The organism is Paenibacillus pabuli NBRC 13638, assembly GCF_001514495.1.
GTDB classification, from domain to species: domain Bacteria; phylum Bacillota; class Bacilli; order Paenibacillales; family Paenibacillaceae; genus Paenibacillus; species Paenibacillus pabuli.
The window spans coordinates 1-12455 of record NZ_BCNM01000044.1; the positions used below are offsets into that span (position 1 = coordinate 1).

The window sequence follows — 12455 nt, forward strand, 5'->3', positions numbered from 1 at the left end:
AACCGGAGTAACGGGAGCCACAGGACCAGCAGGAACAACCGGAGTGACGGGGGCAACAGGTACACCGGGTACAGCCGGAGTAACGGGAGCCACAGGCACAGCGGGTACAACCGGAGTGACGGGAGCAACGGGAGCGGCAGGTGCTGGAGCAATCATCCCTTATGCATCAGGACTTCCTGTTGCGTTGACTACGGTATTAGGCGGACTTTTGAACACCTCCAGTTTGGTTGGATTTGGCAGCAGTGCTACAGGAATAAGCGTTAACGGAGGGATTATTGATCTTACAGGCGCTGCAGGCACCTTGCTCAACTTCGCTTTCTCGGCATCGCGTGCAGGAACGATTACTTCACTCGCCGCTTATTTCAGTACGACAGCTGGACTTAGCTTGGTTGGAACTACAGTAACCATAACCGCACAACTATATCATTCCACTACACCTGATAACTCCTTTACGGCTGTGCCGGGTGCAGTGGTTACCTTGGCTCCTCCGCTGACCGGCATTTTGTCAGTGGGTACAATATCCAGCGGAGTGACTACAGGACTGAGTATTCCCGTAGCCGCAGGTGACCGCTTGCTTATGGTCTTCTCAGCATCAGTAACAGCTGGAATTGATGTGGCTTCAACCTTTGCCGGATATGCAAGCGGTAGTCTTACTATCACTTAATTTCGCTTTATATCAAATCCAGAAACAGGGATCCTTCGCCGATCATAGCGAGAGGTCCCTGTCTATGTATGGGTGCACCAGTAGATGATCCAGAATAACGAAGATTTCAAAAAGAACAACTCGCTATAAAGTTGCTTTTTTGGGGGGGGGGATTAGGGATGTGCATAATTCATTCAATGTACAGTTATTCCGTTGGAATCAGCTTGAGAAGTCGAACGGTCCAAACAACAGAACAACCTTCCAATATTGTTATCCTTCGATTTTTTTGATTTCCGGGTTATCATGAAGCCTATGTTACAATAGGGTAAAAAAGGAGGAGTCATTATTGATTAAACAAAAAATTGTGATTATTGGCGCAGGGATTGTCGGGGCGTCCATGGCCTATCATCTGGCCAAACGAAATCAAGACGTAACCGTTATTGATCGACACTCCGCCGCGGCGCGTGAAGTCACGGAAAAATCTTTTGCCTGGATACATACGACTCATAATATCGCTCCCGAATACTGGCATTTGTACGATGCAGCTTTGGAAGAATATCATGCGCTTCAGCAAGAGCTGCCTGAACTGGACATTCATTGGCATGGATCGCTGACTTGGGACACTCCGCCCCTAAGGGAGCAACCCCACTTTCAAAAATTAAACCGGGAGCAGCTTGAGGCATTGGAGCCGAATCTGAAAGAATATCCGAATGAAGCGACGTATGTTAGCGAAGAAGGTGCGCTAGACCCTGTAGAGGTTACGGAGCTGTTGTTGAACAAAGCACGGGAGTACGGAGCAAAGGTTCAGTTCGATACCAACGTTACACAGCTGCAGCAAGAAGATTCCCGCCTGGTCGGCGTGCATACGTCCAACGGTTTTCTGGAGTCGGATGTTGTAGTGTTGGCCGCAGGTACAGGCGTCCCCGAACTTTGCAACCCGTTAGGTTGTCCTGTGCCGGTAACGTCGTCGCCTTCCATTCTGATTCGGATGAAAACTACGAATAAACTGATACGTACATTAATCTCAAATGAGCAATTTGAAGCGCGTCAACTGACGGATCATACGCTGTTAGCTGCGGAAGATTATATCGATGAGTCGGATGAAAACGGACCAGAGGCGGTTGGTAAGCGGGCGTATGACACGTTGCGTCGCAGTCTGAAGGGCGGAAATCAATTGGAACTGGAAAGCATAAAGGTTGGGTTAAGACCCATGCCTGAAGACGGCTATCCGATTGTGGGCTTCCAGGATCACGTAAAGGGACTTTATCTAACAGTGATGCATTCTGCAATTACACTGGCGCCGCTGATTGCGCGTCTGGCAGCAAGTGAAATCATTGATCGGGCATCAAGAAGAAGTGAATTGGCCCCTTGTCGACTCTCCAGATTCTAGGACTACTCGAAAATGAAAAAGAGAGTACATCGCCACATGACCGATGTACTCCATATATATTATATACTGCATATCTACTTAATTCTTCTGTTCTTCCCCAGTTGTAATAGAATTATCACAGTAAAAGGATCCAATCGCTCCAGCTTCCCGGAATACAACTTCACATTCGAGTATTCTTCCAGCGCAATTACGTTCGGGGAAGTTGATACACCTGAGCCACAGTACACAATAATCGCGCCATCCTTGTCCGGCTTACTGAAACGTTCTTCTAACGCCCCAGCACCTGCCCAGCGTCCATCTGCATCCAATACGTCTTTCCAAAAATAGTTCAACGCACCCGGAATATGTCCGGCCTTGGCCTCGATCGGTTCCTCCAGCCCGGCATAACGACGGGCATCGCGGGAGTCGATCAGCATAGCGTTGCTTTTGCCGAAGCCTGCTGTACATCCTCAACACTTGCCCGCATCTGTGGTTGCGGGTTCACTAAGAACGAAGATAGAAAACTGGACCGGCACATCCACCGGGAGGCAACAATTTTTTATACTAAATAATGAAAAGTAAACTTGGAATTGAGAGGGAAATGATTGTGTTATATGTAAATACAATTTACAATAACAACTGTAGAAGAATACATATTTTAGGGAGCTTAAGATGAGAAGAAAATGGATGTTGGCGTTGTTAAGTGTGATTATGTTGTTTGGAGTTGTACCTGCATATGGGGCTGAAGCTTCTAGAAATTCTTTAGTATGGTACGGTTATAATGACGATGGAAAATTAGTTGGTATTAATGTTACGACATTCACAGGCAATAAAAGCACAACAAAATCTATTTTTCCTAAGGAAGTTTCAAATTTAAAATTGGTTGGAGAGTGGATATATTTTCTGGTTGTAGACGAGAGAGATGAGTGGACTTATCAGATCGCTAAAATTAAGAAAGATGGTTCAGCGTTTACTTATGTAAACAAAGATGCAGATTTTGCAAGTTTTGATGTTCTAGGAAACATGATTTATTTTGTCAAAAAGGAAAAGCGCGAGGATATGCCCGATGTGTTGTCTTTCGGTTCAATGAGAATAGATGGCACAAGCGAACAGACGATATTATCTAAATCTCCTTTTTATAGTTTTGAGATAAACAACGGGTATATATACTATACAAACCGTGATAATGACAAATTTTATCGTATGAAGACAGATGGTACAGGTGCTAAGGCATTGTCCTCAAAGGGTGTATCGACATACGAGTTTTTTGGCGACGTTTTGTTTTTTTCGGAGATGGTGGATGGAGGCTATAGTTACCTAGGTGTCTTTGCAGATCAGAATGGAAGCAGAAAAAAAACATTTGCTTCATATCCTTATATTGATCCTATAGCATATGTAAATAATAAGTTATTTTATAGAAGTAATATGGTAGACAAAAATGGCTATAATAAGAGTGATATGTATGTTTATAATCGATATACAGGTAAAAAGAATAAGTTGCTTTCTTTAGATGCTAATGATCGATTTTTGGGGAAAGTTGGGGATGATCTTGCATTCCTGTCTTTTAAGAAAGGAACTGTATATAAGGTTGGATATGATGGGAAAGTGAAAAAATAAATAATTAGCACTGATTCATAGCAAAAATAGATGGACCATCGCAACAAAGATTTTGAGATTAGTAAAAGCCCACGGTGACCGTGGGCTTTTTGTGTACTCACCTTTACTTATTCTCTACACTTCCCCGGTAGCGACCGGATTCTCCTCATAGCTAATCCAATCACTCCAACTTCCGGAATACAATCTCACATTTGTATATCCCGCTTCTTCAAGTGCAATTACGTTCGGGCAGGCGGAGACGCCTGATCCGCAGTACACAATAATCGCGCCATCCTTGTCCAGTTTACTGAAACGTTCTTCTAGCGCCTCAGCACCCGCCCAACGTCCTTCCGAATCCAATACATCTTTCCAAAAATAGTTCACCGCACCCGGAATATGTCCGGCCTTTGCATCGATCGGCTCCTCCAGCCCGGCATAGCGGCGGGCATCGCGGGAGTCGATCAGCACAGCGCTGCCGCTTGCCGAAGCCTGCTGTACATCCTCGACACTTGCCAGCAGTCCTGGCTGTACATTCACTTCAAACGAAGCTGGAATCTGCACAGGCACATCCGTCGTAACTGGAAACTTGGCGTTCTGCCAGGCCGAGAAGCCTTCATCCATAACATACACCTGTTCATGACCGATGTAGCGAAGCAGCCACCACAGCCGCGATGCGTTCATGCCGCCTTGGTCATCGTAGGCAATAATGCGTGCATTCGAGCCGATGCCAGCTTTGGATAGGCGATTGGCCAGTTCGGCCGGATCTGGAAGCGGGTGACGTCCTCCGTGCACAGATACCGGAGCGGACAGATCTTTTTCCAGATCGAGATAAACGGCACCTGGAATATGTCCAGCCTCGTAAGCTTGTCTTCCGGCATCCGGTTGACCGAGCAGGAAACAGCAATCCGCGATGACGACATCCGGTTCATACATTCTGGCGAGCAGCCAGCGCATGGATACAATATTTTTCATGAAAACACACCGCCTTATATGTAATGGGATGGATACAACCGGAATCTGCATGATGCAGGTTCCTGCTTTTTTGCAAATATCCTAATATCAACGTGTTACACAATCGTAGGTTCGACGGGTCCTTTTCCAGCTACAGGAGCATCTGAGGGAATGGACTGAGGTTTGGTTTTGCCATACCGAATGAAGATCCATACCCCGAAAATAATGACCACGCCGGCAAACATCTGCAATGGACTGAGTGATTCACCGAGGAGCATCCAGGCCAGCAGAGAGGAAAATACAGGTTCCCCCAGAACACCCATGGATACCGTCGTGGCATTCATATATTGAAGCAGCCAGTTGAAGAGATAATGCCCAAAGATCGTTGGCACGATCGCGAGCAACAGGAAAATTCCCCACTCGGAAGCCGCATAACCGCCAAACGGGTGACCATTAACCAAATTATATACCGCCAGCGTACAGGCAGCTACGAAAAATACCCAGAAGTTATAGGAGAACGCACTCAGTCCGGCACGCAAAAACTGTCCAAGCAGCATGTGTACCGCCACAGCGATCGTTCCGAGCAAAGAAAGAATATCCCCTTGCAGCGCTGTGCCTGCCAACTGGAAATCTCCAGCTCCAATAGCAATCGATCCAAGCAGGGCAACGCCCATGCCGATGATCATCATGCGATTGATTTTGGCTTTGAACAGCCAGACGGAACCGGCGAGAATCAGTATAGGCTCCAAAGCAAGAATGACCGTTGAACTGGCTACACTCGTGAGCCGAAGCGATCCCATCCAGAGCAGGAAGTGCAGTGCCAGCATCACACCGGATGCGAGCAGAAGAGCCCAATGCCTGAAGTTCAAACGCATCATTTCATGCCGGTATTTCCACACAAAAGGAAGCATCAGCAGATTCGTGAGGAACAGTCGGTACATCGCAATGACCGCAACATCTGATGTGGACCAACGTACAAAGATAGAAGAAAAGGAAATGGCAATAATGCCGACAAAGAATAGCAGAAAGATCGATCTGCCGGCACGGTTCAAGCTAGTCATGGGTGTAGCTCCTTCTTGAAGTCAAATGGCGTAAATCAATTTATTATACAGGAGAATGCATCCGCAGGAAAAGTGTTGCAAGAAAATAGATAAGTAGATTGTAACCGGGCTTGTAACTATTCTGTCATTCTCCAAGACCATTTTTCTATTAATCTTCTATATAGAGACATGAAACGATATAATGTACCAATAATCGGGAAAAAATGAAAGTAAGGAAGTGGCCTGGAAGTGAGAGTTCAACAACAGAGAGCGGGAGAGAGTGGCGGCATTCCGCAAAGAACAAGCCGAACCAAGACGCATGGACGAAGAAAAATCCGGTATGGGAGACTGAGTGCTGCGCTGGCGCTTCTGGCACTGCTCATTGTCGGTTTAACATATGCATTCATTGGCATGACGCACTGGATCAAGGATTATGTAGCACCCCCGCCAGTAGCTGTAATTGAACAGCCAACCAAGCTTGGGATGATTGAAATGACGCCTGAAGCCAAAGAAGAGCCTGCGCGGTTCCTGGGTCAGGTACGCAAGCTGGCATACATAACGTTTGATGATGGCCCGAGTGAATATACCGATCAACTGCTGGATATTTTGAAACAGCATGAGGCAAAGGCAACCTTTTTCATGATTGGACGCCAGTTGAATCAACATAAGGAAGCGGTGGAGCGGCTGGTCAAAGAGGGCAGCTATCCAGGGCTTCACAGCATGACACATAACTATAACAAATTGTACAAGAGTGGAAACTCCTCTAATTTTGTGAAGGAATTCAAGAAGGAGCAGAAGATGGTCCATGACCTGATCGGTTTTACGCCGCATCTGATTCGTGCTCCGTACGGCAGTAGTCCCCAGATCGGAGAATCCTTCAGGGGTGACATTGCTGCGGCTGGATTCAAAATGTGGGATTGGACCACCGACTCCCTGGACTGGAATCTTCCCGGCAAGCCGGACAAAATTGTGGAACGGGTCAGCAGCAGTGTGCATCGGGATAAGGAAGTGATTCTGATGCATGAGCGCGAGCAAACGGTACAGGCGCTGCCGCGCATATTGGAATTACTTGAAGATCGGGGCTATGAGTTCGAAGTCTACGATCCGAATGCGCATTGGATCGCCAATTTTAGCGGAGATACCCGCTTGTAATAACAACAACATAGCAGTTGCAAGAGAGGGGGCACCCCGAGGTGCTTAGAAAAAATAAGATAGTTCTGGCCGGAGTCAGCATATTGCTGGCTCTGCTTGTTAGTGCTTGCGGTCAGCCGCAGGAACCGGCGGCAAATCAAGTTAATCAACTGATTGTTACCGATCAGGAGATGAATCAAAGTCTGAAGGAGCTTGCCCGCCATGAACGGGAAGACATGGAATTGTATACATCCATTTTGAATAAAGGAAAGAACAGAAACAGTAATCTGGAGGCCTTGCTGGATCAGGCAGACGGACATATTGCCGAGCGAAGAACACTGCTGGAACAAGCTGAAGCCGTGATGAAAAGGACGAATGAACAGATGGAAGTGCTGCGAACTTCACTGGATCAATTATCCTTTGAGAAGGAAGAGAATCTGGCTCAGGCTCACACCGTATTGGACCAATATGAGCAAAGAGCTGCGTCGCTTGCAGCATTTGCTGCATCCTACAGGCAGAGTCTTGACGCGGACGAGCAGTTATATTCACTAATGAGGGGCAGCGTGGAGCCGAACCTGGTCAAGATCAAGCGTGCGATTCGGGAACGGAACAGCCAATATGCCAAGGTTGCAGAGCTAAGGCAGCAGTTCAACAAGCAGACGAAAGCTTTCAACGTAGCCAACGCAAAGCTTGTGCAAATGGAGCAAGCCGGCTGATTAATCATGGTGTCAAAGGGCTATTGAACATTTTGCATGATTGAGCGACGGGTCAGCCGTGTAAGTAATACTAAGCTGTCAAGTTAACAAGTCAGGCAACATGGACAAGCATCATGGCGTATAAGCTAACGGAGGTGTTCATATGCGAAATACAATGAATATTAGTGCGTCATTCCTTGTTTTGCTTATGGGATTCTCGCTTGTGGCCTGCGGCAACAGCAGCCCTTCTGCACAGCCACCCGCGAATAATACAGAAGAACAGACACCAGCACCGGGGCAGCAGCCTGAGGAAAGTGCTGTGATTGAAGCTGAAGGCATTTTGACCGGATGGGCAGACCCACACACGGTTGAAATTCGTGTGAAAGAGGAACCGATGTCTTTCCAGGTGGGGGAAGAAGTGCAGAAGTCTTTGGATGACATTGACGATGAGGATTCGGTTCAATTCAAATATGTAGAGAAAGCCATTGAAGGCGATACGACGACCAAACAGCTGGTGCTTACAGAAATCATCAAGGTTGAGTCCGAAGAGGACAGCAGCAGTTCGAATGCAGGTGGTAATGTTACATCTGATCGTCCAAAAACATCCGAACTGGAAGTAACGGTAGAAGGAATGACCGAAAAGCGCCCGGTTACACTGGTTCAAGGCAAAGGATACTCGCTATATGTGTTTGAACCGATGGTTTACGACGCGGATGATCATGAATTGACGATGAAGATTGATCCGGATTACGAGGTCGAGATTGAAAAACTGCCTTCGGATTATAATCTGAATGAACTGAAGGTGGATGCGAGGAAAGAGCTGTCCGAGACCGGGAAAGTGAAACAGTTAAGCAAGAAAGAGCTTAGCAATGGGCCGATGAAGGATGCAGAATTGTTCATGATGGCTCAAAACAATAAGAAAACCGAGTATTTCATTGTAAAAGAGCTGGATGGCAATGGCTTCGCCTTCCATATCCATGCACCGGTTGGCGAACCTTCAGAAGGCTTCCTGCCTATGGCTTACGCATCGCTTAACTCCATCATTAATGAGTAAGCGCGAGAATATATTTAATATGTATGCTGTGAGATATATGTAAAAATAAATACGATTTCAGATGTTTATGCGGCAGTTTGTTCCTTGGAAACGAGAGGAGCAGGCTGCTTTTTAATTCACATCATTTGAAAAGAGCCGGACGTTAAATGAGGAATTTCAATTCCGAATTCGCTGGCCTGCATCGCTGGGCGGACAAGCCGGTCGTAAGGCGATAGCTTGCGAAGGGGTGAGCGTCCGACCCGGGTTACCTGATCCGTCAGATTCGGGTTGGCAAAACGTTCGTTTAAAGCTTATTTGCAATCGACTTGCGTATTAAATTTCTTTACGCCGTATTAGCCCCTGTGGGAGAATGGAAGAAGAAGTTAGTTTGAGAGTTACATGTAGAGGAGGGAGGATCAACGATGCTGTTCAAGGATCGTTTTCAAGGCTGTTTGATTGGGCTTGCGGCAGGGGATGCACTGGGAACAACAGTGGAATTCAGCAGTCCCGGCACGTTTGAGCCTGTTACTGATATGGTTGGCGGCGGGGTATTCGATCTGGCGCCTGGACAGTGGACGGATGATACGTCGATGGCCCTGTGTCTGGCAGAAAGCTTGGTGAGAAAAGAGAACTTTGATCCCGAGGACCAGATGCGCAGATATACGAATTGGTATCAGGTCGGTTATATGAGCAGTACGGGAACCTGCTTTGATATTGGCGGGGCTACTCGGAGTGCCCTTGAGCGTTTTGCGGCGACAGGTGAAGCGTATAGTGGTTCAACCAACCCGATGACTGCGGGGAACGGTTCCATTATGCGACTTGCCCCTGTAGCTATGGCATATGCCAATCAGCCAGACGAGGCGGTTCGATATGCGAAGCTGAGTTCCAGAACGACACATGCGGCTACTGAGAGTGAGGAAGCATGCGAAGTGCTGGCGGCCATAATGATTGCGGGGCTACAAGGAGCGGACAAGGATGTCATGTTACGGCCTGAAACCTGCCGCCAGTGGAGGGAAGAGAAATCTTTTTCACCAGCGATTGAAGAAATTGTCCAAGGATCATACCGGGATAAAGTACCGCCTAATATTCAGGGGAGCGGCTATGTTGTTCGTTCGCTTGAAGCAGCGTTATGGGCATTCCATCATTCATCGAGCTTTGAAGAGGGTGTGCTGCTGGCAGTGAATCTGGGTGATGATGCGGACACCACGGGAGCGGTATATGGGCAAATCGCCGGAGCCTATTATGGATTAAGCGGAATTCCGTCACACTGGAGAGAGAAGCTGGCCATGCGAGATACGCTGCACGAATTGACAGAGGCATTGTGGTTAAAGGCAGAAGCTAGATAGAAGAGACAGGAGAAGAGAACATCATATGCGTAAGACAGAATCAACTCAAACGGAATCGCAAGTTACGAAATCTGCTAAACGAGGGGCGTTCCCCTTATCCCTTTTATGCCTGACGGTAGGGGCTTTTGCCATTGGCATGACGGAGTTTATTATAATGGGACTTCTGCCGAATGTGGCGGCGGATTTGAATGTGAGCATCCCTCAAGCAGGGCAGTTAATTACGGGCTACGCGCTTGGTGTAGCGGTGGGTGCGCCTGTACTCACTGTATTCACTCACAAGATTCCGCAGAAAAAACTGCTGGTGCTGCTGATGTGTATTTTTATCATCGGTAACGCATTGTCTGTTATTGCTCCAACTTACGGGCTGCTCATCTCGGCACGTATTCTGACGGCATTTGCTCACGGTACGTTTCTGGGTGTAGGCTCGCTGATGGCAACACGATTAGTTGCACCGGAGAGAAGGGCAGGGGCGGTATCCGTAGTCCTGGCTGGGTTAACGATTGCCAACATTATCGGTGTGCCTTTTGGTACATTCATCGGGCAGCAGCTCGGGTGGCGCTCATCGTTCGGAGCCATTACGATTCTGGGCATCATCTCATTGATTGGTATCATTCGTTTCATTCCGTTCATCCAACAGGGACCACCAGCAAACCTGGGGCAGCAATTCCGGAATCTGGTTCGCCCCCAGGTGTTATTAATATTGCTGATTGGTGCGCTGGGCTGTGGAAGTCTGTTCGCTGTGTTTACCTATATAACTCCCATGCTTGTCGATATTAGCGGTTTTGCCGAGCAGAGCGTGACCTGGATTCTGGTGCTGTTCGGTGTCGGCGTTACATTGGGTAATATGCTTGGCGGTCGTCTGGCAGACTGGAAGCTGATGCCTTCCCTGATGGTTAACTTTGGTATATTGGCAGTTCTGTTGGCGGCCTTAACGTTGACGCTGGACAATCCATATCTCGCGGTAATCACCATATTCTGCTGGGGTGTTGCGGCTTTTGGCATTATGCCAGGCCTGCAAATTCGAATTATGAATATGACCCGTGAAGCACCGCTGCTGGCAACAACGTCGAGTCATTCGGCCTTTAATCTGGGGAATGCAGGTGGTGCTTATCTCGGCGGGTTTGCAATTACGCATACGGGACTCATCTCGGTACCGTTGTATGCAGCAGTCATTGCTGCACTTGGATTGCTGGGATTACTCATCTGTGTGACAATGGAACGCAAAACGAGGTTACCGGAAATCACGGACGTTGTGGAGACAGCACCAGTGAGTTGAATCAAGAAATAAATCTAGATAGATGCAGTCTTCATTCCACATTAACGTGTCGGGATGGAGGCTGTTCTATTTATGGATTACAGTTTTCAACTAGAAAAAGACAAACCAGACAAGTTACAGTACTATGGATATATCATAATAATTAGAAAGGATGGATTTCAATTTGAATAAAACATTTGCTATGTTCATAAGTTTTGTATTGACGTTTCTCTTTATTATCCCGACAAGTGATGCAAATGCAGCCGGGTCGAGCGCAGTAACGACAAAAATTTACTCTTATAAAGGGCAAAAGTATGTTCAAATTATTGGCGGCGAACAAAAGGTCAGGGATAAAATAAATAAAACACTCAAAATCCATGCCGTAAATGCCGCTATACAGAATACATATTTAAAAAAACAGCAAGATTACTTTTACTGGAATACCACTGCACAGACTAAATACAATCAAACCAACCTACTATCTATTGTATATACAGATTATAATTTCAGAGGCGGCGCACACGGGTATGAAGAAGTAACGACTTATAATTTTGATCTAACAACAGGAACGAGACTCTATTTAGATCAAGTTGTTCCAACCAATAAACAAGCTGTTAATCTAGCTGAAGGGATTGAATCAGATTTAAAGAGGAATGAGAGTGTTTTCCCGGAGAGTTTTTATAACTTTCCCTTGTATAATACATCTAGCTTTTACTACCAAAACACAGGAATTGTTATCGTATTTAATCCATATGAAGTTGGGCCTTATGCGGCGGGATTTATAGAGGTGAAGGTTCCTTTCTCCAAAATACAGTCTGAACCGAGCAGGCCTTACTTTGATCTAAACCAAAACTCTATCCAAGAGTTGAAGAGTGGGAGAGTACCGGGCTTTGAAAATATTCGTTTCGGACAAACGAAAGCAGAAGTATCGAAAGCACTGAACAGCTCAGAAAGTGAACCCTATAATGAACCGGAAATGGGAGGACTTTTCTGGATATTTGAAGGCGTAGAGCATGCTTCCTTTAATTTTGGGGAGGGGGATACTGATCACCTTCGCCATATTGATTTGAGTTGGAAGACCCTCCCTATGAAAACCTTCCGTGACATTGAGAAGATATTAGGCAAAGGTCAAAAGGGTGAGAACTCTAATGTTCAAGCAGAATATTTACTTTCCTATCGTTTTGGGGACACTCGTGTCCATTTCGCCTCCGATTCAATGGAGGGACCCATTCGTGGTATTACCATCTCACAGTACTAGAAAAGGTTGCTGAGTATGTAAACTTCAAGTGTCGGGGCGAAACTTGTACCAAGGAAAGTCGCTAATCTGGTATTATCCCCTTTTAGTAGACAAGAGAAAAAAGCCATCTGTTAAGATGGAATTAATCTTGCCTAATGA

At 46.6% G+C, this 12455-nt stretch carries 12 protein-coding genes and 1 pseudogene; 9 read left to right on the forward strand and 4 right to left on the reverse strand.

Annotated features, from left to right (window positions below; genetic code table 11):
* The coding region (locus PPA03S_RS31625; protein ID WP_281189106.1) for an exosporium glycoprotein BclB-related protein at positions 1–664 on the forward strand (664 nt) is incomplete at its 5' end.
* 325 nt (positions 665–989) lie between these two features.
* Positions 990–2033 (forward strand): NAD(P)/FAD-dependent oxidoreductase, encoded by a 1044-nt coding sequence (locus PPA03S_RS31630; protein ID WP_062329997.1) that lies wholly within the window; start codon positions 990–992, stop codon positions 2031–2033.
* Positions 2034–2107: 74 nt separating this feature from the next.
* Here PPA03S_RS31630 and PPA03S_RS31635 read toward each other — a convergent pair whose 3' ends face one another.
* Positions 2108–2449 carry a sulfurtransferase gene (locus PPA03S_RS31635; RefSeq protein ID WP_062329998.1) on the reverse strand — a complete coding sequence of 114 codons (342 nt, stop codon included), beginning with the start codon at positions 2447–2449 and terminating at the stop codon, positions 2108–2110.
* A gap of 235 nt (positions 2450–2684) precedes the next feature.
* Between PPA03S_RS31635 and PPA03S_RS31640 the strand changes: the two genes are divergently transcribed.
* Positions 2685–3629 (forward strand): DUF5050 domain-containing protein, encoded by a 945-nt coding sequence (locus PPA03S_RS31640; RefSeq protein ID WP_062329999.1) that lies wholly within the window; start codon positions 2685–2687, stop codon positions 3627–3629.
* A gap of 114 nt (positions 3630–3743) precedes the next feature.
* On the opposite strand, the gene PPA03S_RS31645 is transcribed toward PPA03S_RS31640, so the two are convergent.
* Together PPA03S_RS31645 and PPA03S_RS31650 are read right to left on the reverse strand one after the other, a co-directional pair.
* Positions 3744–4580, reverse strand: coding sequence for a sulfurtransferase (locus tag PPA03S_RS31645; protein ID WP_062330000.1), 837 nt, complete (start codon positions 4578–4580; stop codon positions 3744–3746).
* A gap of 95 nt (positions 4581–4675) precedes the next feature.
* Positions 4676–5620: a DMT family transporter gene (locus PPA03S_RS31650; protein WP_062330001.1), complete on the reverse strand. Its 945-nt coding sequence runs from the start codon at positions 5618–5620 to the stop codon at positions 4676–4678.
* Between the two features lie 228 nt (positions 5621–5848).
* On the opposite strand from PPA03S_RS31650, the gene PPA03S_RS31655 reads away from it, so the two are divergent.
* From PPA03S_RS31655 to PPA03S_RS31665, 3 genes are all read left to right on the forward strand, one after another.
* Positions 5849–6751: a polysaccharide deacetylase family protein gene (locus PPA03S_RS31655; RefSeq protein ID WP_245683783.1), complete on the forward strand. Its 903-nt coding sequence runs from the start codon at positions 5849–5851 to the stop codon at positions 6749–6751.
* A gap of 41 nt (positions 6752–6792) precedes the next feature.
* Positions 6793–7446 (forward strand): YkyA family protein, encoded by a 654-nt coding sequence (locus PPA03S_RS31660; protein ID WP_062330002.1) that lies wholly within the window; start codon positions 6793–6795, stop codon positions 7444–7446.
* Positions 7447–7588: 142 nt separating this feature from the next.
* Positions 7589–8479: a DUF8580 domain-containing lipoprotein gene (locus PPA03S_RS31665; RefSeq protein ID WP_062330003.1), complete on the forward strand. Its 891-nt coding sequence runs from the start codon at positions 7589–7591 to the stop codon at positions 8477–8479.
* Positions 8480–8613: 134 nt separating this feature from the next.
* Here PPA03S_RS31665 and PPA03S_RS34140 read toward each other — a convergent pair.
* A pseudogene (locus tag PPA03S_RS34140) lies at positions 8614–8760 on the reverse strand (mannitol dehydrogenase family protein); the annotation flags it as partial.
* Between the two features lie 120 nt (positions 8761–8880).
* Here PPA03S_RS34140 and PPA03S_RS31670 point away from each other — a divergent pair.
* From PPA03S_RS31670 to PPA03S_RS31680, 3 genes are all read left to right on the forward strand, one after another.
* A complete protein-coding gene (locus PPA03S_RS31670) occupies positions 8881–9804 on the forward strand; it encodes an ADP-ribosylglycohydrolase family protein (RefSeq protein WP_062330004.1) in 924 nt (307 codons plus the stop codon).
* 25 nt (positions 9805–9829) lie between these two features.
* Positions 9830–11080, forward strand: coding sequence for an MFS transporter (locus tag PPA03S_RS31675; RefSeq protein ID WP_062330005.1), 1251 nt, complete (start codon positions 9830–9832; stop codon positions 11078–11080).
* Positions 11081–11243: 163 nt separating this feature from the next.
* Complete coding sequence (locus PPA03S_RS31680) at positions 11244–12317, forward strand: DUF3298 and DUF4163 domain-containing protein (protein WP_062330006.1); 1074 nt, start codon at positions 11244–11246, stop codon at positions 12315–12317.
* Positions 12318–12455: the final 138 nt, after the last annotated feature.

Coding starts and splice junctions, on each gene's coding strand:
- PPA03S_RS31670 (WP_062330004.1), top strand. CDS start 8,881: ATGCTGTTCAAGGATCGTTTTCAAGGCTGTTTGATTGGGCTTGCGGCA.
- PPA03S_RS31675 (WP_062330005.1), top strand. CDS start 9,830: ATGCGTAAGACAGAATCAACTCAAACGGAATCGCAAGTTACGAAATCT.
- PPA03S_RS31645 (WP_062330000.1), bottom strand. CDS start 4,580: ATGAAAAATATTGTATCCATGCGCTGGCTGCTCGCCAGAATGTATGAA.
- PPA03S_RS31650 (WP_062330001.1), bottom strand. CDS start 5,620: ATGACTAGCTTGAACCGTGCCGGCAGATCGATCTTTCTGCTATTCTTT.
- PPA03S_RS31640 (WP_062329999.1), top strand. CDS start 2,685: ATGAGAAGAAAATGGATGTTGGCGTTGTTAAGTGTGATTATGTTGTTT.
- PPA03S_RS31635 (WP_062329998.1), bottom strand. CDS start 2,449: ATGCTGATCGACTCCCGCGATGCCCGTCGTTATGCCGGGCTGGAGGAA.
- PPA03S_RS31665 (WP_062330003.1), top strand. CDS start 7,589: ATGCGAAATACAATGAATATTAGTGCGTCATTCCTTGTTTTGCTTATG.